The sequence below is a fragment of the Staphylococcus sp. 11262D007BW genome (genome assembly GCF_053547815.1).
In genome coordinates this window covers 1-24,223 of the sequence record NZ_JBPWPJ010000001.1, presented here as the reverse complement: position 1 = coordinate 24,223, position 24,223 = coordinate 1, and the positions used below count along the sequence as shown (strand labels likewise).

The 24,223-nt window shown below is 36.6% G+C and carries 25 protein-coding genes and 1 pseudogene; 10 read left to right on the top strand and 16 right to left on the bottom strand.

The genetic code is table 11. From position 1 onward, the window contains the following. Positions 1 to 35: 35 nt before the first annotated feature. From ACEE93_RS00130 to ACEE93_RS00115, 4 genes are all read left to right on the top strand, one after another. Complete coding sequence (locus ACEE93_RS00130) at positions 36 to 611, top strand: LPXTG cell wall anchor domain-containing protein (protein ID WP_449154583.1); 576 nt, start codon at positions 36 to 38, stop codon at positions 609 to 611. Between the two features lie 249 nt (positions 612 to 860). After that, entirely contained in the window at positions 861 to 1,214 is a 354-nt protein-coding gene (locus tag ACEE93_RS00125) for a hypothetical protein (RefSeq protein ID WP_449154582.1), read from the top strand. Between the two features lie 56 nt (positions 1,215 to 1,270). After that, entirely contained in the window at positions 1,271 to 2,185 is a 915-nt protein-coding gene (locus ACEE93_RS00120) for a hypothetical protein (protein WP_449156324.1), read from the top strand. An 11-nt stretch (positions 2,186 to 2,196) separates the two neighbouring features. Then, positions 2,197 to 2,664, top strand: coding sequence for a hypothetical protein (locus ACEE93_RS00115; RefSeq protein WP_449154580.1), 468 nt, complete (start codon positions 2,197 to 2,199; stop codon positions 2,662 to 2,664). 149 nt (positions 2,665 to 2,813) lie between these two features. Here ACEE93_RS00115 and isaB read toward each other — a convergent pair whose 3' ends face one another. Then, positions 2,814 to 3,320: an immunodominant staphylococcal antigen IsaB family protein gene (isaB, locus tag ACEE93_RS00110; RefSeq protein WP_449154579.1), complete on the bottom strand. Its 507-nt coding sequence runs from the start codon at positions 3,318 to 3,320 to the stop codon at positions 2,814 to 2,816. A gap of 240 nt (positions 3,321 to 3,560) precedes the next feature. On the opposite strand from isaB, the gene ACEE93_RS00105 reads away from it, so the two are divergent. Continuing rightward, entirely contained in the window at positions 3,561 to 3,827 is a 267-nt protein-coding gene (locus tag ACEE93_RS00105; protein ID WP_449154578.1) for a hypothetical protein, read from the top strand. A gap of 821 nt (positions 3,828 to 4,648) precedes the next feature. Here ACEE93_RS00105 and ACEE93_RS00100 read toward each other — a convergent pair. The 3 genes from ACEE93_RS00100 to ACEE93_RS00090 all read right to left on the bottom strand — a co-directional run bounded on the left by ACEE93_RS00100 (position 4,649) and on the right by ACEE93_RS00090 (position 7,875). Then, on the bottom strand, positions 4,649 to 5,635 hold the full coding sequence (locus ACEE93_RS00100; protein ID WP_449154577.1) for a LysM peptidoglycan-binding domain-containing protein: 987 nt from the start codon (positions 5,633 to 5,635) through the stop codon (positions 4,649 to 4,651). Positions 5,636 to 5,834: 199 nt separating this feature from the next. Further along, complete coding sequence (locus tag ACEE93_RS00095) at positions 5,835 to 6,977, bottom strand: bifunctional cystathionine gamma-lyase/homocysteine desulfhydrase (protein WP_449154576.1); 1,143 nt, start codon at positions 6,975 to 6,977, stop codon at positions 5,835 to 5,837. Further along, entirely contained in the window at positions 6,970 to 7,875 is a 906-nt protein-coding gene (locus tag ACEE93_RS00090) for a PLP-dependent cysteine synthase family protein (protein ID WP_449156323.1), read from the bottom strand. Before ACEE93_RS00090 ends, ACEE93_RS00095 begins: the two co-directional genes overlap by 8 nt. 156 nt (positions 7,876 to 8,031) lie before the next feature. On the opposite strand from ACEE93_RS00090, the gene ACEE93_RS00085 reads away from it, so the two are divergent. Beyond that, positions 8,032 to 9,339, top strand: coding sequence for a carboxylesterase family protein (locus tag ACEE93_RS00085; protein ID WP_449154574.1), 1,308 nt, complete (start codon positions 8,032 to 8,034; stop codon positions 9,337 to 9,339). 49 nt (positions 9,340 to 9,388) lie between these two features. Here ACEE93_RS00085 and ACEE93_RS00080 read toward each other — a convergent pair whose 3' ends face one another. Continuing rightward, complete coding sequence (locus ACEE93_RS00080) at positions 9,389 to 10,717, bottom strand: sodium-dependent transporter (protein ID WP_449154573.1); 1,329 nt, start codon at positions 10,715 to 10,717, stop codon at positions 9,389 to 9,391. 155 nt (positions 10,718 to 10,872) lie between these two features. Here ACEE93_RS00080 and ACEE93_RS00075 point away from each other — a divergent pair, with 155 nt between their 5' ends. Next, complete coding sequence (locus ACEE93_RS00075; protein WP_449154572.1) at positions 10,873 to 11,094, top strand: hypothetical protein; 222 nt, start codon at positions 10,873 to 10,875, stop codon at positions 11,092 to 11,094. Positions 11,095 to 11,308: 214 nt separating this feature from the next. On the opposite strand, the gene ACEE93_RS00070 is transcribed toward ACEE93_RS00075, so the two are convergent. The 6 genes from ACEE93_RS00070 to panB form a co-directional block, all read right to left on the bottom strand. After that, positions 11,309 to 12,118: a pyruvate, water dikinase regulatory protein gene (locus ACEE93_RS00070; RefSeq protein ID WP_449154604.1), complete on the bottom strand. Its 810-nt coding sequence runs from the start codon at positions 12,116 to 12,118 to the stop codon at positions 11,309 to 11,311. After that, complete coding sequence (ppdK, locus tag ACEE93_RS00065) at positions 12,115 to 14,739, bottom strand: pyruvate, phosphate dikinase (RefSeq protein ID WP_449156322.1); 2,625 nt, start codon at positions 14,737 to 14,739, stop codon at positions 12,115 to 12,117. The genes ACEE93_RS00070 and ppdK overlap by 4 nt, the downstream gene beginning before the upstream one ends. 473 nt (positions 14,740 to 15,212) lie before the next feature. Next, positions 15,213 to 15,434, bottom strand: a complete 222-nt coding sequence (locus ACEE93_RS00060; RefSeq protein WP_449156321.1) for a hypothetical protein — start codon at positions 15,432 to 15,434, stop codon at positions 15,213 to 15,215. Positions 15,435 to 15,490: 56 nt separating this feature from the next. Then, positions 15,491 to 15,871: an aspartate 1-decarboxylase gene (panD, locus tag ACEE93_RS00055; RefSeq protein ID WP_449154570.1), complete on the bottom strand. Its 381-nt coding sequence runs from the start codon at positions 15,869 to 15,871 to the stop codon at positions 15,491 to 15,493. Positions 15,872 to 15,956: 85 nt separating this feature from the next. After that, complete coding sequence (gene panC, locus ACEE93_RS00050) at positions 15,957 to 16,802, bottom strand: pantoate--beta-alanine ligase (RefSeq protein WP_449154569.1); 846 nt, start codon at positions 16,800 to 16,802, stop codon at positions 15,957 to 15,959. Then, entirely contained in the window at positions 16,799 to 17,611 is an 813-nt protein-coding gene (gene panB, locus ACEE93_RS00045; protein ID WP_449154568.1) for a 3-methyl-2-oxobutanoate hydroxymethyltransferase, read from the bottom strand. The genes panC and panB overlap by 4 nt, the downstream gene beginning before the upstream one ends. 70 nt (positions 17,612 to 17,681) lie before the next feature. Between panB and ACEE93_RS00040 the strand changes: the two genes are divergently transcribed. Continuing rightward, positions 17,682 to 18,542, top strand: coding sequence for an oxidoreductase (locus ACEE93_RS00040; protein ID WP_449154567.1), 861 nt, complete (start codon positions 17,682 to 17,684; stop codon positions 18,540 to 18,542). Between the two features lie 128 nt (positions 18,543 to 18,670). On the opposite strand, the gene ACEE93_RS00035 is transcribed toward ACEE93_RS00040, so the two are convergent. The 4 genes from ACEE93_RS00035 to ACEE93_RS00020 form a co-directional block, all read right to left on the bottom strand. Further along, positions 18,671 to 20,029 (bottom strand): gluconate:H+ symporter, encoded by a 1,359-nt coding sequence (locus ACEE93_RS00035; protein ID WP_449154566.1) that lies wholly within the window; start codon positions 20,027 to 20,029, stop codon positions 18,671 to 18,673. A gap of 43 nt (positions 20,030 to 20,072) precedes the next feature. Beyond that, on the bottom strand, positions 20,073 to 21,605 hold the full coding sequence (gene gntK / locus ACEE93_RS00030; protein WP_449154565.1) for a gluconokinase: 1,533 nt from the start codon (positions 21,603 to 21,605) through the stop codon (positions 20,073 to 20,075). 234 nt (positions 21,606 to 21,839) lie between these two features. Then, on the bottom strand, positions 21,840 to 22,367 hold the full coding sequence (locus tag ACEE93_RS00025) for a hypothetical protein (RefSeq protein ID WP_449154564.1): 528 nt from the start codon (positions 22,365 to 22,367) through the stop codon (positions 21,840 to 21,842). Between the two features lie 172 nt (positions 22,368 to 22,539). Next, the gene (locus tag ACEE93_RS00020; RefSeq protein WP_449154563.1) at positions 22,540 to 22,755 is read right to left on the bottom strand and encodes a hypothetical protein; all 216 of its coding nucleotides are present in this window, start codon (positions 22,753 to 22,755) and stop codon (positions 22,540 to 22,542) included. A 270-nt stretch (positions 22,756 to 23,025) separates the two neighbouring features. Between ACEE93_RS00020 and ACEE93_RS00015 the strand changes: the two genes are divergently transcribed. Both ACEE93_RS00015 and ACEE93_RS00010 read left to right on the top strand, forming a co-directional pair. Beyond that, a complete protein-coding gene (locus tag ACEE93_RS00015; RefSeq protein ID WP_449154603.1) occupies positions 23,026 to 23,088 on the top strand; it encodes an epsilon family phenol-soluble modulin in 63 nt (20 codons plus the stop codon). A 169-nt stretch (positions 23,089 to 23,257) separates the two neighbouring features. Next, the gene (locus ACEE93_RS00010) at positions 23,258 to 23,689 is read left to right on the top strand and encodes an antibiotic biosynthesis monooxygenase family protein (RefSeq protein WP_449154562.1); all 432 of its coding nucleotides are present in this window, start codon (positions 23,258 to 23,260) and stop codon (positions 23,687 to 23,689) included. Positions 23,690 to 23,788: 99 nt separating this feature from the next. Here the strand turns inward: ACEE93_RS00010 and ACEE93_RS00005 are convergent. After that, a pseudogene (locus ACEE93_RS00005) lies at positions 23,789 to 24,223 on the bottom strand (autolysin); the annotation flags it as partial.

Sequence of the window (24,223 nt, the reverse complement as noted above, 5' to 3'; positions counted from 1 at the left end):
AAAACAATACTTAATCATTTATAGGAGGAATATTTATGAAAAAAGTCGGTTTATTAGCTACAACAGCATTCGCAAGCACATTATTATTCACAGGTATCAATGCAAATGAAGCAAACGCAGCAGAAAATGAATTATCAGACGCACAAATTGAAAGTATTGCAAAAGAATATTTCGATAACACTAATATCCAGTTAATCATGCCAGATAGTTATGGTATTTACCGTGAAGCATCTGGCCCAGAGGGATACACTCCAGTTTATTTTGGTGAAGAAGGTCATAACGGCCCTAGTGGTATATTCGTTAACAACATTACAGGAGAAGTTTTAGATTATCAAGCCGATAAGCACCAATTTAACAATGACGCAACAGAAGCTACGAACCAACCACAAGAACAAACACCATCAGCTGAACAAAATGTAAATACACAAGCTAATAATACAGGTGCAGAAACAGCATCAGCACCGCAACAAGAAGAAGCAACTCAAGAACAAGCGATGTTACCTGAAACAGGTGGCGAAGCATCTAACTCAACAATGATCACAATCATTGCTTCACTATTTATCGCAGCTGGATCATTCTTAACTTTCAAACGTCGTTCAAAACAAAAGTAAGGTGAACATTAACTAAACATTAACGATTTTAAACGTATTAATAATCAATAAACCACTTATATTGCGATTAGGCTTAATTATGCTGAAAAAGAGCTATGGTCAGACATGTTCTCTTCCAAACGATGATATATCAATCAAAACAGCATAAGGGGGCTAACAACCCCATCAGCCTAATTCGCAATTTTTAATGTGTAATACATTTAACACACACTGACTGAACTTAAAAATTATGATAAAAGGAGTTTTTATATGAAGAAATTTTTAGTCCTTATTCCAATTATGGCCATCATCTTAACTGCTTGTACAACAGGCGCTCTTAGAAAAGCTCAAGGTGAATGGGAAAATAACTCTGATGAAGATATGAAATTAAAAATAATAATTAAAGATGATCAAGCTACAATGAGTATGAATGGTATGGAGATGGAATTACCAGATAAAATCAAAAAAAGTGATAAAAATAGCGATTTATTAGTTGTAAACTTTCCAGACGGATCAAACGCAGGTGAACAAATGTACCTCAAACCTGATGGTGATCGTTTAATGGTATTTGACGATCCAGATGACGACTCTGACGATGCAGAAATTTTTAATAAAGTTAAATAAACCATTGTACATACACTTATAATAATAAGATTCATGGATAATGATTGGAGATAGTTATGAAAAAGATAATTATGCTTATTACCGTTGCTAGTTTGATTTTCATATTAGGAGCTTGTTCTTCTGATGCTGATGAGCAACAAAGTCAAAACAAACCTCAAAATGATAGTAAATCAAGTCAAAAAGAAGAGAAAAAGACTCCTAAATTAAAAGAGACAACGTTTAGTGAGCTATTTAATGACGGAGAGACGCATCTCGTATATTACTTCAAAGATTCAATTGGATATGACTTAGGTGGTAATGATTTAGAAAATAATTTTAAACAAATTGCTAAAGAACCTGAAAGGATTGAAGGGATCTATAACGTTAAAAATAACCAAGGTTTTAGATATAATTTTAATCCACAAGGTGGTTTTTCTCAAAATTCAATTGAAGATCTTACCTTAGATAAATTAGCACAGAATTCTGTAGAAACGAATCATCGAAAGTTCGAGAAATTTCAACAGATGAATCTAGATGAATACAATGAAGGTCTCATTGAATCAGATATATCCCCTTCCAAAATAAACAATGAACCTAAAGCAATTAAGAAAACTTATTATACTAAAAATAACCATTTAATTTCTGAAAACTATAGTGTCGCTTTTAATACTATTAAACAAAATGATCCACTCAGCGACGAACCTAAATATACGTGGGACCAACAAGACGAAAGGATGGTTCATTATTTCACTAATTTTCCTATAAATCAACAAGTACCTTTTGGACCTTATACGATAAATGGGAAAACATTTGCAGGAATTGCAGAAAAAAATAATAGCAATTATAGCAACGTTCTAATTAATGAGGTTCCTAAAAATACAAAAATTATCTTAGATAAAGATACTGATGACGGTAATATTGAGCGATACGAAGATACAGATGAATATAAAAGAAAGAAAAAAGAAGAAGCTAAAAACTTTGATAATCTTTAAGGAGGTTGCTTATGAATAAACACTATGAATTTTCAATATCACTTTTATTCTTTTGGATTAAAGGTCAATTATCAATAGACAAACGACTTGTGAAGGTATCTACTTCTAATGTTATTTTCGGGTTATTTCCAGCAGGTACTGATGCTCAAAATATACCACTCAAAAATATCAGCTCAACACAATTAAGTAGTAAATACAGTGTATTTAGAATGTTGATTGGTGCGGTTATTATACTATTCGCATTAGCAAGTATCGGGAATTCCTTTTTCAGTGCCCTTATCTTTATACTTATTGGTGGTTTAGTTTTTGGTAGCGGTATGCTAACATCTTTAACAATTCAAAAAGCAGGTAGAGATTTTACTATTATCGTTCCTTTCTATGAAAAGCAAAAAGTTATGAAAATACAAGACGATATTGAAGAAGCACTGATGTATGATGCTGATAAAGGCGATTTAAATCGTTTCTTTGATGAAAGATAAATTTAATGGTAAATAGCGCTTTAAATTAGAGCTTTCTAGTTTAAAGCGCTTTTATTTTTTGATACATACTCTTTTTTCTTTACTTACATAAACTAAAAGGAAGCTAGGCAATTTCAACTTGCCTAACTTCCTACCTTATATACTACACTTTATAAATTTTTATCTTTAATAACTACTGAATTACCGTAATAAAATGCTACATTTGTCGTATCTGTGCGATAAATTTCACCGTTATCGATATGTTTTGCCATATCTTCTGCGCTATTATTCACTTTGTCGACTAATAGTGTTAAATCCACAAGTTTGCCATCTTTAATACCAATGATGATGTCATTTTGCTCATAGTATGTGATGCCTTTTTCTTGATAATATTTTCTAAGGTCATTACCAAATACGTTTTTGACATCTTGTAATGTTGATTGGCCTACTTTCAGTCCTTCGTAATTAAAATTATTATGTTTCAATGCATTATAAAAATTTTGATCTTGTAACGCATCGTTGTTTTTATAGTTGAAAGTGCCTTCATACGAATAATACGGTTGTTCTTGTTGCGTTGCAGCATGAGCTGGTTGATCCGATTGAATACCGCTTACGCCTCCAAAAAGCATCCCTGCTGATAATCCTGTCGCTAAAACCACTTTAGAAATAGGTTTCATCATTATCACTCCTCAGCGAATTTTTCGCCTAAAATTATATAAATTTTAAACAAAATAACAAAGACTTATAAATATTTGTTTGTTTATTATAGCAAAGTATTCTACAAAATGCATTAAATAGTATCTCATCCATTAGTACTAGTCTGAACTACAAACTTCTATTGAGCAATATGTATAGGACACATTTTTGAGAAATGTTATACTACAATCATATAATCATTTAAGAAGGAGCATTAATCTATGGCTAAAAAATCAAAATTTGGATTAAGTACATTATCAACTGTATTATCAGGAGCATCTATTACCATCGATCTATACAATCAATACATCTATCGTTCAAAGCACAAAAAATTAAGCATCGCATCTATCATCATTGGCCTTGCAGACGTCACATTAGACACATACCTATCATTCCGTTCAAAAAACAAACTTGTCAAAGCATGGTCACTATTCTCACTTAGCCGTCAAATCATCTCATCAGTCAAAAAAATCAAAGCACTTAAATAGTAGAGTGCGGAGGGCTGCGGTCAGAACTCGAGCAAAATCGCGCGTCGAACTCAAACCGTTCTTTGGTTTTAGTGAGGCGCTCTTTTTGTTGAGAGTTTTGCAGCACGAAGCTGGATTAAAAAAGTGCGGGAGAAAGCGGGTTGGCCCCGAGCAAAATCGCCCAGAAAGCTAAATTAGAAACACTTTGAACTTAGTGAATTAGTGTTTCTTATGCATGCGAATGACAATGAGCAGGCGAACCTTTGTAACGATGCGCCCTGGGCTTTTTGTTGAGGGGACAGCTTTCTGCAGCCGGATTACACAAAGTGCGGACAATTGCGTTCAGGATTCGATGTGATTACGTGCACTTTGAGCGAAGTAAATTAGTGCACGTTATGCATGCGAATAACAATGAGCAGGCGAACCTTTTCTTAAAAAGAAAATCGCTCTTTGATTTTTGCGCGTCACGTAGTATTATCGAGAATCCTGCAATTGGGAGCCGGATTATAACAAAGTGCGAAGTGCTGCGATCAGAACTCGAACAAAATCGAGCGCTGAACTCAAACCGTTCTTTGGTTTTAGTGAGGCGCTCTTTTTGTTGAGAGTTTTGCAGTGCGCAACCGGATTATACAAAAGTGCGGAAGAAAGCGAGCAAGCGTACCTTTACTCACAACAAGCAAGCTTACCCAATCGCCCAAACACGCTCAATTAAAAGAATCCTAACGAGGTTAAGGCACACGTGTTGATTGTCTAAACGTATCAACAGTACCTCCCTCAAGTTAGGATTCTTTTTTAATAACATATGTTTTTAAGGTATGTATCTACCCTAATGGATAATTACATTAATGAATATACTTAAATGCTCCTACAGAATAACTAGGAATCGTACGATATGTTTCAATGCCTGGTGCTGCACTGTAGTTCATTTCAGAAACGACAATACTACCATCGCTGTTAACACGTTCCACGAAGGCCACATGTCCTAAATAACCCATATCTGATTGTAAAATGGCACCTACAGTTGGTCGCTTATCAATAACATAACCATCACGTGCGGCATTATCGTCCCATGTATTCGCATTTCCCCAATAAGTACTAATTCCCTTACCTATATTTTTTCGCTTATTAAAGGCATGCCACGTACACTGACCCCAATCGTAATAATTCATATGATTAAATACTGGTGATCCATAATTATTTGATGGTGCAGTATTAGGAGTTGTATTACCTGTTTGTGTTGCTGTTCCACTGACTTTTAATCGTTGTCCTGGATAAATCATAAAGTTATTTAAGCCATTCAATTGCATAATATGTTGATACGTTGTGCCATATTTCGATGCAATTAGAGATAACGAATCCCCTGGTTGAACAATATAATACGATCCAGGCGTACTTGTATTAGGTCTTGGTGCTGGTTGTGTGTTACTTGCGACACCTTTTACCTTTAATTGTTGTCCTGGGTAAATGATGAAATTTGTAAGACCGTTTAACTGCATAATGTTTTGATACGTAGTCCCGTATCGTGATGCGATTTGGGCTAAAGTGTCTCCACTTTTTACGGTATATACTGTCGTGCTAGTATGATTTGTTGTTGTTTGGGTCGTCGTTCCCCCACTAGAAATCTTCAGCACTTGATTTGGGAAAATAAGATTAGATTGAAGCTGATTGGCTGATTTAATTTGTGCAATAGATACACCATATTGATTGGCAATTGACCAGAGTGAATCGCCTGCTTTTACACGATAAGTTGTTGCTGCATCCGCATCGATCGCTACCAATGCTGAAAGTGCAGACGTCCCTATCATCGTTGTTAGTAATTTCTTGCGCACGTGTATGCCTCCTTAATTCGTAATAACTAAAAATAGTATACACCTTTATTCTTAAAATATATATGCTATTTGTATAACATTATGGTTACAAATTATAATTGAGGCATCCAACTGTACTCTTCTTAATTATTATATTATCCCTATAAAAACAAAAAGCAGTCTAATAGAAATTCTAAAAGACTGCTTTGAATTATTAATATTAAAGTGTATCTAATGCTTGTTTTAAATCTTCTACAAGATCTTCTGTATCTTCAATACCTAGAGATAAGCGGATAAGTCCGTCAGCAATGCCTTCTTTAGCACGTATATCTGCTGGAATAGAAGCATGTGTCATTAAGCTTGGTACTGAAATTAAACTTTCTACTGCACCTAAACTTTCAGCTAATGTGAAATATTGTGTTTGTTTCACAAGTTTTTTCGCTTTTTCAACATCTGATACTTCAAATGAGACAATACCTGGTGTACCGTCTGCTTGAGCATGATGGATGTCATAGTTTAAATGATCTGATTGACTTGGATGATACACTTTCACTACATTCGTATGTTCATTCAACATTTTTACAACCGCTTCTGCGTTACGTTGAATTTGTTCAAGACGTAAGCCTAGCGTTTTAATACCTCTAATAAGTAAGTAACTGTCTTGTGGTCCTAAGACACCACCAGTTGAGTTTTGAATGAATCCGATACGTTCTGCTAAGTCATCATCATTTAATGCCACTAAACCAGAAACAACGTCACTGTGACCGCCAATATATTTTGTCGCTGAATGTACGACAATATCTGCACCAAGTGTCAGCGGTGTTTGGAAATAAGGTGTCATAAATGTATTATCAACGACCGTAATTAATTTATGTTGGTGTGCTAATTCACTCACTGATTTGATATCTGTCACACGTAATAATGGGTTAGATGGTGTTTCAATAAAGACCATTTTTGTATTATCTTTAATTTTATTTTCAATATTTTTTACATCTGTTGTATTAACGAAATCAAATTCAATACCATAGCGCGTAAATACTTTAGTCATCGCGCGATACGTACCACCGTATACATCTGAACCAACGATAATGTGATCGCCTTGATCTAATAACATAATCACTGCACTAATCGCAGCCATTCCTGAACCAAACGCAAAACCATGACGACCATGTTCTAAATCTGCAATAACAGACTCTAACGAACTACGTGTTGGGTTCGCTGTTCTTGAATATTCATATCCTTGGCGAAGTTCACCAATAGCGTCTTGTTCATACGTACTTGTTTGATAAATTGGCGTTGTCACTGCACCTGTATAAGGGTCTGTTGTATGACCACCATGTACCATTCTTGTTTTTTTATTCATTCTGTTCCCCTCCATATTGAAATATTTTCTTAGACATATATCGATCACTGCTATCTGGAAAAACCACTACAATTTTTCCTTTTTCAATACGTTGCGCGACACGTAAAGCACCTTCTAAAGCAGCTCCTGACGAACTCCCCGCTAAGATACCTTCATGTTTTGCAATATCTCTCACGTGTTGAAATGCTAAAGCATCATCAACGACTTCAATTTTATGAATCCATTGTTTATTTAAAAATTTAGGCCATTCTTCTACACCGATACCTTCAGTATCATGTTTACCCTTAGGTTGACCACTTAAAATCGAGCCAGTCGGTTCTACTACGATACATTTAATGTTTTGAGGGCTTAACACTTCTGCTACACCAGAAAATGTGCCTCCTGAACCTGCTCCGGCAACGAAATGCGTGATGTCTGGTACTTCTTTTAAAATATCTGCAGCTAAAGTGTCACGGTACGCTTCAGGGTTATCATTTGTTTCAAATTGATTAGTATAATAAGCCTGATGCTTTGTGGCGTAGTCTTTAGCCGCTTCACGCGCACCAACCATTCCATCATCTTTCTTAGTACGAAAGACGGTTGCACCGAGCGCACGCATAATATCAATTTTTTCTTCTGAAAATCCTTCTGGCGCAAAGATCACACATTCTAATTGGTAATGATTTGCGACTAATGCTAATCCAATACCTGTGTTCCCTGCTGTGGCTTCGACTAACGTATCTCCTTCACGAAGTTCTCCTTGTGCTAATGCACTTTCGACTATATATTTAGCTAATCTATCTTTAATACTGCCACCTGGATTATACATTTCTAATTTCGCATAGATTTGGACATTTTCGTCACTGTATTGATCGAGTAATACGAGCGGCGTTTGTCCAATTAAATCAAAATTTTTCACCGGTGCGCCTCCTGTCTAACACGGAAAACTTAGTTTACTAATAAGAATTATATGGTATTTCAGTAGATGTTTCAATCATCTTTCATTGAAATAACATCTTAAATAGGTGATCTATACGTTATAATTGTAATATATAGCCAAAAAGAAGGTGATTGCATGTGTTTTGTAACTACACCCTTAGGTCAAATTCAGGGTATTTCTCATGATACTTATGATGTGTTTAAAGGCATTCCCTATGCCAAACCACCGACTCATCATTTACGTTTTAAACATGCCCGTCCTGTTGAACCGTGGCATCAGACTTTTCAGGCAACGGAATGGGGCCATATTCCAATTCAACCACCCAATTCTTTAGAAACCTTTTTCTCCACATCGTCTAAAGTGTTCCAACAAGATGAACATTGCTTATATTTAAATATTTGGCGTCCTCATCGTGAGGTTAAAGGACCTTTACCTGTTTTAATTTATTTGTATGGTGGTGGTTTTATCAATGGGCACAGTTCACAAGATTTATACCAACCTCATGAAATTGTAAAACAGGAAGACGTTATTGTAGTCACCGTAAACTATCGACTTGGTGCGCTTGGCTTTTTAGATTGGTCAGCCATTAATTCGGAATGGGATCGCAATAACGGTCTATCCGACCAAGCTTGTGCGATTAAATGGGTTCATCAGTATATTGCACATTTTGGCGGTGACCCAAATCATCTTTCACCCATGGGACAGTCTGCCGGGGCGATGAGTATTCAAGCTTTACTGCAAGATGCACAGATTCGTCCCTTGATTAAAAACGCGATCTTACTTAGTGGTGTATTACAACCAGATGATCCCTCTTGTGGTGACAAGAAAGCCCAAACTTTCGCTCAATTAAAATCACAATACTTCGGCGCTCGTTCTTTCGAGACTTTATCTAGTAAAGATATCTTATTCTTAATGGACAAACATCAAGCGCTTTATGGGCCTTCAAAAGGGTTAGAGTTGCTTTATCAACCGATTTTACCTGAATTAAAGTATGACCAAATCAATATACCGATTTTACTAGGGATTACAGAGGCAGAAGGTGATATTTATATCAAAACTGAAGCCAAACGCCTTCCTCCTACACAATTTCAAAAAGTGATACAACGCGCTCATTTAACTGTGCCAAATGCGCATGATATCGAAACGGCTCAGCAACAAAGGGATTTTATTACGACTCACTTCTTCAAAGTACCGTTTCAAGATTTATATCGGCAGTTAAGTGCACAGACCCATGTAAGTACGTATACTTTTACATGGGCTCATCTGACGCATCCATTATTTGCATCACCTTATCATATACTTGATGTAATTTTTTGGATGGGACGCTTAGACATTTTGGAAGCACATGGGATTGAATTAACACTTGAAGATAAACAATTGAGTCAAAAAATGATTCATCAACTATATCAATTTGTCATCACAGGGCGCTTTCAATGGTCATAATAAAAAAACGAGATTTGAACTACTTTTAAAGCTCAAATCTCGTTTTTGTTTAAATAAGTTGTAAAATAAACACGACTAAAATCACTAACGGTAGTACATATTTTACAAGGAAATACCACGGATAAAATAATCTCATTCGATCGTAACCGAACCCTTTTTTGAGTACATTTTTATTCAATAATTGACCGACAACTAACGTCGTTGCCAGCGCACCTAATGGCATTAAAATATTGGATACTAAAAAGTCCATATTATCAAATATCGTACCTGCACCAAATTGGAAATCACTTAGTGCACCAAAAGATAACATCGCAGGTACACTAATGATAAAGACTGCAATACTTATAATAATCGCCGTTTTCACACGTTTGGAATTATCATTTTTAGTAAAGTTTGATACATTTAATTCCAACAATGAAATTGAAGAAGTTAATGCTGCAAATAAGAATAATAATAAGAAAATGAAATAAAACAGTGTACCAAATTGCATTTCTTCAAACACTAACGGCAATACTTTAAATAATAAGCCGGGTCCTTCTTCAGGTTCATAACCAAATGCATTCAATGCTGGGAATATCGCAAGTCCCGCTAACACAGATATAAAAATGTTCATAATGACAATTGTCAATGCCGATGATTTAATGGTCATTTCCTTAGGGGCATAACTCGCATATGTAATCATCCCTGTCGTACCTAATGACAGTGCAAAAAAGGATTGACCAAGTGCAAATAACATAGACTCCATTGTTATTTCAGAAGTACGCGGTTGTAGTAAATAGCGTACACCATCCATTGCGCCATCTAATGATAATGCTTTAACAACAATAATCAGTAAAAAGACAAAAAGTAACGGAATCATTAACTTTGAAGCTTTTTCAAGCCCTTTTTCAACACCTAACATGACAATAATACATGTTAATCCTATAAAAATCGCTTGTCCTATAATTGTATAAAATGGATTGCTAATAATGGTCTCAAATTGAATATTAGCTAAACTTTGAGGGAGTATTTGGAGTAACTGCATTAAAACAATGCCAATATAAATAATAATCCATCCACCAATAACACTATAAAAACCAAATAATACAAATACAGCGAGATTACCATTCCAACCTATAATATTGAGCCACTTTTTCCCTGTTAACTTCCCATAAATTTCAGTTGTATAAGTACGCCCAACCTTACCTATTGTAAATTCCATCACGAGTAATGGTAAGCCAATGATAATCGTGAAGATTAGAAACATCAGTAAAAACGCGCCGCCACCGTACAATCCTGCCATGTACGGGAACTTCCACATCGCGCCAAGCCCAATCGCCGAACCAGCACTCGCAAGAATAAATCCTGTCGATGTTTTCCATTGTGATTGCTCGGACAAATCCGTCCACCCCTTTCACTTTAAAGCGGTAAAGTGCATGTAATTAATTGATGCAAATATAACACACTCTAAATCCTCAAGCAATAGTATACAATTTTTTAGTAAGAATGAACACAACCTTAAATCATCATATTGAATATTTAGAAGGTTTTGGTATGATTAAATTGAATAAAGAGGTGAGAAAATTGACACAAAAAGCTAAAGAGGTTGTTTATCTAATTGCTATTATTGTAAGTACGTTATGCGCACTATCTTCTGTATTATTTAGCCTAAGTCCAACAGTCACTGCAGTCGTTACATTTATATCAGTAATTATTTTTGCAGTGCTATACTTCTTAGTACCAACCACTAATAATCGTCAACGTCGCATTAAATAATACACATTTTTGCATTCTTAAATGGAATATCATTGAAAAAAGGTTGGGACAAAAGCGTTCAGGATTTGAGCAGAAGTGAACGAAAAGCTAAAATTGTTTTTCAAATTTTGGCGAATCGTGAACTTTCTGCCGAAAATCCTGCTTTTGGGACACCGTTAATCGGTTTCCCAGAGCATTAATGCTTTATGTCTCAACCCTTTTTGTTCATTATTGCTTATAAAAATTTTTCGATATAAAAGGCAGACTCTTCAATAGAGCGATATTCCGTATTGATGACTGTCGCCCCTAATTTTTCAAAAATTTCTTCTGCATAGGCTAACTCTTCTTTAATACGTCCTAGTTCATTATAGGTTGCTTGCCCTTGAATACCTAATGTTTTTACACGTTCTGTACGTATATTCATAATATATTCTGGGCTTGCAGTTAAGCCGAACACTTTTAAATGTGGATGCTGATAGACGCTATCCGGAATCGCAATTTCTGGCACAAGTGGTATATTCGCAATCTTATAGCCTTTGTTCGCTAGATACATGCTTAATGGCGTTTTCGATGTTCTTGAGACGCCTATTATCAGCGCATCCGCTTCTCCGATATCTGTAAAATGCTTCCCATCGTCATATTTAACGGAATACTCCATAGCTTCAATGCGTTTAAAATACTCTTCATCGAGTTTACGAATCATACCAGGCTCATCAGTCGGTGTGATCCCTGATTGTTGTTCGACAATTTGCATTAGCGGTGACATATAATCCACGTACGGAATTCCTTTGTCTGTAGCATACTGTCGCCCTATGTCTTGATACGCTTTTAAAGCAAGCGTCGTCACTACCACAGCACCGCGATCTTTCGCAAGATCTAATACACGAATAAGCTCTTCTTCACTTTTAATAAATGAAAACTTCTTCACTTCGATTTGTTCAATATCTGGAAACTGACTCATCACCGCATGCACCATGCGTTGAGCAGTCTCACCTAAAGAATCAGATAAAATATATATTTTCAAATGTCGTTCCTCCCATGTTATACGTCCCCTTCCACCACACTTTGCGCAGTAGCTAACATCGCACCAGGCACTCTAAATGGCGAGCATGACACATAATCCAATGGCAATGTATTGAAGAAGTGAATGGATTTTGGATCGCCACCTAATTCACCACATACCCCAATTTTTAATGATGGATTTTGCCGTTTCGCAAGCGCTACAGCTGTTTGAATCATACGACCTACTCCATCTTTATCTAGCGTTTGGAAAGGATCTGCTTCTAAAATATGATCATTCAAATAATTATTAATAAATTTACCCGCATCGTCGCGTGAAAAACCATATGTTAATTGTGTTAAATCATTTGTACCAAAGCTAAAGAAATCACATACCTCAGCTAACTGATCTGCCACCATACAAGCACGTGGCGTTTCAATCATTGTACCAATTGAATAATTTAATGATTGATTCACGTTGTTACTTAAGCGGTCAATTGTATCGACAATTTGTTTTTTGAGTACGTTTAATTCTTCGACTGTAGAGACTAACGGAATCATAATTTCAGGTTGGCATTGAATGCCTTCATTTTGCAGACGACCGACACTGCTCATTAATGCTTCGACTTGCATGACATATAATTCTGGATACGTTAACGCTAAGCGACAACCGCGATGACCTAACATAGGGTTCGTTTCATGTAACTCCTCTATTCGCTGAACAAGTTGCTCTTGAGAAACATTCAACTGTTTAGAGACTTCTGTGATTTCTGCTTCAGATTTTGGTAAAAATTCATGTAATGGTGGGTCTAACAAACGAACAATGGTTGGATGTTCACCAGATAAACGGAAAATCTGCTCAAAATCTTCTGTTTGATAATCACGAATGCGATTTAACGCTTCAATACGTGTTTTATCTTCTGCAGACAATATAAATCGTCTCATTTCAACTAAACGTTCTGCCCCGAAAAACATGTGCTCTGTACGTACTAGTCCAATTCCTTTTGCGTTAAATTGATATCCCGCTTGAATATCTTGTGGTGTTTCTGCGTTCATTCTTACTTTTAATGCCGCAATCTCTTCAGTCCACTGCATTAGTTGCTCGAATGCATCACTTTGTTCAGCATTCGTCGTCTCAATTTTACCAAGGTATAAATCACCCTTAGCGCCATCAACAGAGATAATATCATTTTCATGTAACGTTTGATCACCACATGAAACAGTTTTAGTCACGGTATTAATGTCGACATCTGAACAGCCTGTGACACAACATTTGCCCATACCACGTGCGACAACAGCAGCATGAGACGTCATACCTCCATGTGTCGTAACAATCGCTTCACTTGAAATCATCCCTTCAATATCTTCCGGAGATGTTTCTGGACGCATTAAAATGACTTTTTCTCCATTTTGCGCGCGTTCTTTTGCCTCATCTGCAGAAAAGACGATGTGTCCTGTGGCTGCGCCTGGACTTGCTGGTAAACCAGAACGAGAAATAACTTCTGCTTGTTTTAAAGCTTCTGGTTCAAACGTTGGATGTAATAATGTATCAATGGATTTAACATCAACCTTGCTCATCGCTTCTTTTTTCGTAATAATACCTTCATTCACTAAATCTACGGCAATATTTACAGCAGCTTTGGCTGTACGCTTACCATTACGTGTTTGTAAAAGGTATAACTGCTCATTTTCAATCGTAAATTCAATATCTTGCATATCTTTATAGTGACGTTCTAACGTTTGTGCTACATTAACAAACTGTTCATGTACATGTGGCATTTGTTCCTTAAGCGTCGCAATATCTTGAGGTGTACGTATACCTGCGACCACGTCTTCACCTTGGGCATTTAATAAATACTCACCAAATAATTTCGGATCGCCTGTTCCTGGATCTCTTGTAAAAGCAACCCCGGTACCACTACGATCCCCACTGTTTCCGAAGACCATTTCTTGCACATTTACAGCAGTACCAATGTCATGAGGAATATCATTTAACTCACGATATACTCGAGCACGATGGTTATCCCATGATTTGAATACGGCTTCAATCGCTTCTTGCAGTTGCTGTTTAGGATCTTGTGGGAACGGTTTGTGTGCTTCCTCTAAATAGATTGTATGATATTGCTCGCAAATTGTTTTCAATCCATCTGCTGGAATCTCAGCATCTTGTTGATACTGATGCTGTTGTTTAAAGTCATCGAAAATACGGTCAAACGCTGTCATCGGAATACCATAAACAACTTCGCCAAACATTTGTAATAAACGACGATAACAATCATACGCAAAACGTGCATCGCCTGTTTTTTGAGCGAGTTTTTCAACATTTTCGTCATTTAATCCTAAATTCAGAATCGTATCCATCATTCCTGGCATCGAAATTTTAGCACCACTTCGTACAGAAACCAGTAATAACTCATCTTTAGAAGAGAAAGCTTTTTTCGTACGTTGTGAAAAAGCTTCAAGCTGTTCATCCAATTGTGTTAATACATCTTGGGCTAATGTTTCTCCTCTATTTAAATAATCAATACACGCTTCTGTTGTGATGGTAAAGCCATCTGGGACTGGTAAACCAAGTCGTTTCATTTCAGATAAATTAGCCCCTTTACCACCAAGCAAATGTTTCATATCTTTTTGACCTTCATCGAAAGCATATATGTATTTTGTCATAATCGCACCTCACCATTAATATGTTATACCATTTATAAAAAGTATGTCACATTATGAATGTAATGACAATTAAAAAGATAACAAAATGATAAATTGACATGAGTATGACACATTTAATGGAGATTATTCATTAGGTTATACCATTCCTCGTTAGAACATAAAAAAGCCTTCAACATTCATTCGAAAATGAATCTTGAAGACTTGATAAAACATATGTGACGCTTTATTAAGGTGCGCATATATAATTGGCACACTTTGTTTAATCTGGCTCCAGAAAGCAGAAATTTCAACAGAACTACGCAAGGCGCAAAGATTAAAGAGCGATTTTCTTTTTAAGAAAAGGTTCGCCTGCTCATTGTTATTCGCATGCATAACGTGCACTAATTTACTTCGCTCAAAGTGCACGTAATCACTTCGAATCCTAGGCGCAATTGTCCGCACTTTGTTTAATCCGGCTTCAGAAAGCTGTCCCCTCAACAAAAAGCCCAGGGCGCATAAATTTGGAAAGCAATTTCTGCTTCCTGGGCGATTTTGCTCGGGGCCAAAGCGCTTTCTTCCGCACTTTGTTTTAATCCGGTTGCGCACTGCAAAACTCTCAACAAAAAGAGCGCCTCACTAAAACCAAAGAACGGTTTGAGTTCAGCGCTCGATTTTGCTCTTAAAGAAATGTTCGCCTGCTCGCTATTCGCTCGCATGCATAACGAACGCTAACTCACTATGTTCGAAGTGTTCGTAAGCGTCCACACTTTGTTTAAACGATTGTGTTTTCTTTTTCGGCGATCATTTGTTCAATTTGGTTGTTTTCGTTCATTACTGCAACTTTTGGGGAGTGGGTTGCGAGTTCTGTTTCATCGAGTTGGGCATATGTCATGATAATAACGACGTCGCCTACTTCTACTAGTCGAGAAGCTGCACCATTTAAACAAATTTTACCGCTTCCTCGTTCGCCTGCGATGACATACGTTTCAAAACGTGCGCCGTTATTGTTATTAACGATTGCTACTTTTTCATTAGGTAAGATATCTACTGCATCTAAAATATCTGAATCAATGGTAATGCTACCCACATAATTCAAATTGGACTCTGTGACACGTGCGCGGTGAATTTTCGCATTCATCATAGTTCTAATCATTTATTACTCATCTCCAAAATCTATTTTGACTTGGTACATCATACTGCACTCATTTACTTTTTTCAATCCCTTTAACACTAAAAATCTAACCTAAAATCACATTATCAATTAAACGTGCTTTTGAAAATTTAACTGCTAAAGAAATAAAAATACGTCCTTCAATGATGCGTTGTTCTTGCAATTCTGGATAACTGTAAACAGCTACCTCTTCTACATGCCCACTCACATGTTCATTTAAATAATTTTGAATGCGTTCAATCAATACCTGACAATCTCGTTCACCTTGCTCATATAATTGTGTCGCAAGTTGAAGGCTTTGATTTAAATGCGCTGCTTCTTCGCGTTCTGTCTCGGTCAAATAGACGTTGCGTGAGCTTTTCGCAAGGCCATCTGCTTCTCTAACGATATCCACACCACGAATTTCAATAGGGTGATTAAAATCTTCCACTAGCTTTTCTACAATCGCTAATTGTTGTGCATCTTTTTTACCGAAATAAGCACGGTGTGGTTGTACGATGTTAAATAACTTATTTACAACTGTAACTACGCCTTCAAAATGACCTGGACGTTGCGCGCCTTCTAATACGTCAGCAAGTCGCCCTACTTTTAGATAAATACTTAAAGGATTCGGATACATTTCTTCTGTTGTTGGATGAAAAACATAATCAACGCCTATTGGTTCAACAGCTGCAACGTCTTTGTCAATTTGTCTTGGATAAGCATCAAAATCCTCATTTGGACCAAACTGTAATGGGTTCACAAATACACTTGCAACAGTAATATCATTCTCTGCGATAGACTGTTTCATCATCGTTAAGTGACCATCATGTAATGCGCCCATAGTCGGCACAAAACCGATTGTTTGGCCTTTTAATCGATAGTCACTCATTAATTGCTGCATTGCTTTAACGGTTGTAATTACCTTTGTCATTCTTCTACCTCATTCATAATTTGTTTTTTATACGTATGCGCTTCAGAAGGGAATGCGCCACTTTTAACTTCGCCATTATATTGTTCTAATGCTGCAATACCAATTGAGAAATCATCGTACTGTTTCACAAATTTTGCTTTATGATCAACGCCATAATTTAATAAATCGTGATATACCAACACTTGGCCATCTGTATCTTTCCCTGCGCCAATACCAATGACTGGAATGGATACAGTTTCACTGATTGCTTTAGCAAGATCACTTGGAATAGCTTCCAATACAAGCGCTACTGCTCCTGCTTGTTCCACGGCTTTCGCATCTTGAATTAATTGTTGTGCCGCTTCTTTAGTTGTTGCTTGCATTTTATATCCCAACACACCAACGCTTTGAGGGGTTAAGCCTAAATGTGCCACAATCGGGATACCTACTGCTGTTGCTTGTTGAATAAATGTTGTTAAATGGGCACCTTCGACTTTTAACGCATTGCCTTGGCTTTGTTGATATAACTCGATCGCATTTTGAAGATCTGTCTTAGCGTCGACTCCTACTGTACCAAACGGCATATCTACGACGACAAACGTTTGTGGTGCGCCACGTCGTACAGCACGACTGTGATGAATCATATCCGCTAATGTTACTTCAACGGTACTATCATAACCTAATACAGTCATGCCTAACGAATCTCCAACTAAAATCATATCCAGTTGTGCTTGTTCAACTTGTTTAGCACTTGGATAATCATAGGCAGTCACCATCGAAATTTTTTCACCATTTTGTTTCATTTGTTGTAAATCACGTAACGTTTTCACTTAACTTCACCTTTCTTGTTATACTATATATGAAATATTATAAACAAAAATGAAGTTAGGAAGAAATTAAATGACTAAAATTGCCATTATTGGACCTGGGGCAGTCGGTGCATCTTTGGCTGTTGCACTGAAACCTCATGATTCTGTTACATTATTAGGACGTAAAGATGCTCAATTGCACTTTGAATCACTTCAAACGCATGAAAAATCACAATTGACTGTACATGCACTCGCAGACACTCAAACGCGTTTTGACGTTATTTTTATCACTGTGAAAACGTATCAACTTAAAGATGTTTTACCGTACCTTTCTCAAATCAAGCACGATCAAACGCTGATCATCTTAGCCCAAAATGGATACGGACAACTACAGACCATCGACCATCCTCATGTCGAACAAGCGGTGGTTTATATTAGTGGCCAAAAAGAAGGCCAACATGTGACCCACTATAGAGATCAACGGTTACACATACAACGTAATACGATGACCGAACAATTATCACATGCATTAGCGCAAACAGATTTAACACTTTGTTTAGAAGATGATATCGCTCAAACCATTTGGTATAAATTACTTGTCAATTTAGGTATTAATACGATTACGGCACTTAGTCGCGATACTGCTAAAGTGCTCAAAGATGACATGATGTATACACTATGTCGTCACTTGTTAGAAGAAGGGTATACGATCGCTCAAAAAGAAGGTATTACATTTAAAGCAACACTGATAGACGACATTATAGATATTTATCAAGGTTATCCGGATCAAATGGGCACAAGTATGTACTATGATGTCATTCATCAACAACCTTTGGAAGTTGAAGCGATACAAGGTTACCTTTATCAACGCGCGCAACATCATCACTTAGACATCCCGTATCTTGAAATGGCTTATGCACAATTACGGTATATCTCACACATGCATCAATAACTTATTTTCATATATGCAAAAGCGCTTTAGATCTTAAAGCCACAAACGATAAAATAGTAGACCCTTAAAATGGAATATAAAGCATTCCATTTTAAGGGTCAGTACTAAATTCTTCTTTTTTAGACTTTTTATACGAATAAACTAATGAATAAAATAAAGATAATACCTGATACTGAAATAATCGTTTCTAATAATGACCATGTTAAAAAGGTCTCTTTGATAGTGAGTCCAAAGTATTCTCTAAACATCCAAAAACCAGCGTCATTCACATGAGAGAGAATAACACTACCAGCACCAATCGCAAGTACAACAAGGGCAAGATTGGTATCTGTCGTCTCTAATAACGGTAGTACGATACCAGTTGTGGAAACAGCCGCCACTGTGGCTGAACCGAGTGCAATACGTAACACTGCTGCAACTAACCACGCAAGTATTAATGGCGAAATATGCGCGCCTTCAAATAGACTCGCAATCGTATCTCCTGCACCTCCATCGATCAATACTTGTTTAAAAGCACCCCCGCCACCAATAATTAACAACATCATACCGATAGGGTAAATGGCATTTGTGGCAGACTCCATAACGGCCGTCATTTTTCGACCTCTCATCAAGCCCATAGAAAAGATGGCAAACATAACTGAGATGAGCATCGCAGTACCAGCTGTACCAATGAAATAGATAATATGTTCAAACCCATTTTGAGGTGTGTCATGACCAGTTATTAATTGGCAAATAGTTGCGATTAACATCAAAATGACAGGAAGCAGTGCTGTCAGTAAACTGATACCAAAGCTAGGCATTTCTTGCTCAGTAAATGTTTTTTGAGCACCTAACGAGGTAATATCACCTTCACGTTGGTAAGCACTTGGCGTTATTTTTTGTGCGATTTTATTAAATAATGGACCTGCAATAAGCGTTACGGGTACGGCAATAATCGCACCATACAATAAGACTTCACCCATATTCGCTTTCAGTTCTTTAGCAATCACCACAGGCCCTGGATGAGGTGGTAAGAAACCATGCGTCACGGATAGTGCCGTCACCATTGGCAAACCCAGTTTTAAAATAGACACTTTCGCACGTTTTGCAATAGTAAAAACAAGCGGAATTAATAATACTAAACCAACTTCGAAAAAGAGTGCGATGCCCACAACAAAAGCGGCAACAAGCATAGCCCATTGCACATGTTTAGCGCCAAATTTTGCAATGAGCGTATCCGCTATCCGCGTTGCACCGCCACCATCAGCTAGTAATTTACCTAAAATGGCACCTAAACCAAAAATTAACGCAATATGACCTAGCGTACTTCCTATTCCATTTTCAATCGTTTCCATAATTTGTGGCAGTGGCATGCCAAGACACAGCGCTGTAATCACCGCAGTAATGATTAATGCGATAAAGGTATTTAATTTTAAGAAGATAATGAGCGCAAGTAAAATGAAGATACCAATTACGATACTTATCAATGGCCAAATTTCTTCAATCACGTTGTTCCCCTACTTTCTCTATTCATTTAATCAAGCACGCACATCAATGATCTCTTTGAAAACGTGCAATTTGAGTATAAGGCTCAGCTAGTGCATCACTAATGTTGATAAATATGTTAATAAGTTGTTGATAAACTTGAGCTGCTTCTTGATCAGGTTGATGCGCATTCACCGTACCAACCATGTTTTCCACAATTGAAAAGTCTTCAATGTCCCCAAGTGCTTTAAGTCCAAGCACACACGCACCTAGGCATGAACTTTCGTAACTTTCAGGAACAGCAACCTCCATATTAAAAATATCAGCCATCATTTGGCGCCAAAATGGACTATTGGCGAAACCACCTGTGGCTTTAATATTAACGGGTGAGGCTTTCATAACATCTGTTAAAGCAAGATAAACTGTATATAAATTGTATAAAATACCTTCAAACGTCGCGCGAATCAGATGCGCTCTAGTATGAGATAACGTTAAGCCAAAGAACGAGCCTCTCGCATCAGCATTCCATAATGGGGCCCGTTCTCCAACAAAATACGGATGAAAAATAAGTCCTTCTGAGCCGGGTTTGATTGTGTTTGCCATTTGCGCCAGCACATCATAAGCGTCTTTCTTTAATGTTTGTGCTTGATTCACCTCTGAGTCGCACAATTCGTCTCTCAACCATCTCAAAATCACGCCCCCATTATTCACCGGCCCTCCAATGACATAATGGTCGCGATCTAATACATAACAGAAAATACGTCCTTTCTCGTCTGTCTTTGGCTGAGGGATCACCGTTCTAATTGCGCCTGATGTTCCAATAGTCGCAGCGATTTCACCTTCTTTATAGCTGTTAACACCTAAATTGGATAATACCCCATCACTTGCTCCTACGATAATAGGCGTTTCGGCATCAATGCCCATAAAGTCAGCATATTGTGCTTTCATCCCTGTTAAAATGTGGATCGTTGGAACCAATTCAGGGAGATGAGAAGGATCAATACCTAATAATTGTAATGCTTGTTCATCCCAATCTAATTGCGCTAAATTAAACATTCCTGTTGCTGAAGCCATCGAATGATCCATCACGTATCGTCCAAATAATTGATAAAATATGTATGTTTTAATATCCACAAACTGTGCGGTTTGTCGGTAAATATCAGGTTGTTCATGTTTCATCCAAAATATTTTTGATAATGGAGACATAGGATGAATCGGTGTACCAGTGCGCTTGTAGATTTCAAGCCCCTGATATTCTGATTGAATCAGATGCGCATAATGACTTGCTCGGTTATCTGCCCATGTAATGGTTTCAGTTAAACGTTCATTCTGAGTGTCCATCGCAATTAAACTATGCATTTGCGCACTAAAAGCAATAAATTTAATATTCTCTTTCGCGATACCTGATACTTGAACGACATCTTTAACTGTTTTTAACACAGCCTCAAATAACGTATCAGGATTTTCCTCCGCTACATCAATCGTCGGCGTATGTAAATCATAGCCAACGCTCTGTTTCGTAATAAAGCGGCCATGTTCATCATAAAGTACAGATTTCGTACTTGTCGTGCCAATATCAACACCAATCATATACTTCATTTCGACATCCTCTTTTCTTTTAAATTCCGCTAAGGCAAGGAGATGACGCTAAAAAATGATTTCACACTCCCAACCTTTTTGTCGCATGTACAAATATGTTAATACACAACAATCCTATGATGCAATCGCTTTCTTATAAAAGTATCATCATATAAAAAGAGCAGGACATTGCGTGACTGTCCCACTCCCTAAAGTCATCCTAACACCATGTTAATCCTCAATAAATAAACGACATTAAACGAACTGTAGTTCATAAATCGATTCTTTAGTGTATTGGTTAAATAAATAAATCTCGCTATTTAATGTCATCACTTGTGTTTTACGGCTAACACTGTGTTTGTATTTCAATTTAATTTGTAAATCCGCTTCATACGCATTGTTCGCAATGGTACGATCTAATTCATCAATGACATCTTTATTAATTGGAAGTAAATAACTTTCTTTACTAGGCAAAATGTTGATATATTTACGTTGCAATAATTCCCCACCATTAAGGTAGATTTCAGCAACGATATGTTTTGCTGCACCAGCACCTAGATTATATAACATTAAAAAGTCATCACCAAATTCTGCTTTATGATGATTCATCGTATTTCTAACTGTTAAACGATCACCATCGCGCACCATTAAAATCTGGTTAAATCCTAAAGCTGGTAAAAAGCTCATTTTCATTTGATAGAGTTGAATAGACACTGAGACAAAGTAAAACAGCGCCATGATAAATGTACCGATTGAACCAATCGCTGAGAGTATATTCATCATAAAAAGTCCTCCTATTATGAAATATTCTGATTTTCAATATGAGTAAAACTAATATAATATTCGATTAAAAACTTATAAGACAAAAAGAAAGTAAGTTCAAAACTAAAAATTTGAAATAAAAAAAGAGGTAGTTGTGGGCATTTACCACAATCGACTACCTCTTAAACTTGCATTATTTTAATATAGAAAACGAATGACGTTCTTCTTCTACATGACGTCTAAAATTAAACGGTAAAATAGGATTAAACGTCCATGTAATTAAAATGCCCATTAAAATAGAAGCACCCACAATTTGTAGCACTTCTACGTCATGTAATACGAAACTTGCTATCCAAAAACCCACAAAACTTAACAACGTCGCACTCAAAAAGAGTTTTAACATTTTCATGACTAGGACCTCTTTTCCAATTAAATTCCAACAAGAAATACTGTAGCATAATTTAGCACTTTAGTGAAATAATGCGCTTATACTTTAATGTAGTGGTGCTACATTTTTTATCAACCAATCTTTATCATACAATTCTCACATCTTAACTGTACGATTCGTTCTTAACTTTTCACACTTACGCAGTTAAATAAATAAAGTGAGAATAAAACGACTATATATTTTAAATTCTATATATAATAACATTAAATCAACTACAGGAGGTGAGTCCACATGACATTCATCATCGACTTAATTAAAAAAGCTGTAGAATTCTTCACTGGTTTATTCAAATAATCCATCCGCACACAAAAGAGCTGATTATCTCTATGGTAATCAGCTCTTTTTTTGGTACATTTAAGCACCTTTTTGTATAAACTATATATATTATTCGAAAAAAAATTAAACTTCTCCATTAAACCATATTAGGGGGGGTAGATATATATTGTACAAGGAGGTAGATATTATGAATCTATGTCATCACGACAAGCTATACGTTATTAATGAAGAACAAGACATTACTATTTATAAAAATAATGAATTAAAAACATATACGGTATTAAGCAGCATTGGCGAATTAGAGCCTCAAACTTATTGTGTACTAAATTATATCAAAGTAAATCCTGAAAAAGCGCCAGTGCTAGAGTCTCAATGTTGTTGTGATGCATCAGACAACGATGACGTAGAAGGATTTAAAGCATTAAGAATACTCAAACCCAATCATCCAGATAACTATTATTTGATTATGACATTATGGGATTCTGAAGATGATTTTTCTGAATGGTTATATTCTCAACACTATTATCAAATTTATAATCATACTAACTTCCTAAAAATGTACGACTACGATGTCATCGATCCTAAAACGTCTTATCGTATTAAATTTAATACTGCTTAAACATTTATTTACCATATTACCTTTTCTGAGGAGTGCGACCGAAATCATTCAACCGTCCCTCCTCTTTTTTTATGTCTCATTCTCCATTAATTGATAAACTTACATATTTTGATAATGATATTTCACTAAATCAAAAAATTGATGCATATCATATCCCCATCTTGCATAATATTCGTGCGGATCTACATGTGTTGTACCTCCCCAATATTGTCTAACGGCATCATGACTGATTACGGTTCCTACACCTTTTTGATCATCTGCAAGCGTGAGCGCCAATCCGCGTTGTTTCAACATATATGCTGTGAGCCACGCCTGATTGTTAATCGATCTTGCAAAATCATCAAATTGATATGTACGAACGACCTCAATCTGATAAAAGTATGGATTAGCTTGTTTACCCGCTCCCCACACATAATATTCAGAAGGTGCTGTTAAATGAATCTCATTTTGGTCTACAAAAGCGTGCACAAAGGCCGTATTATACGTCGCATACATTCGATCAACCCATTGTTGTAACGTACGGTTATCTTCTCC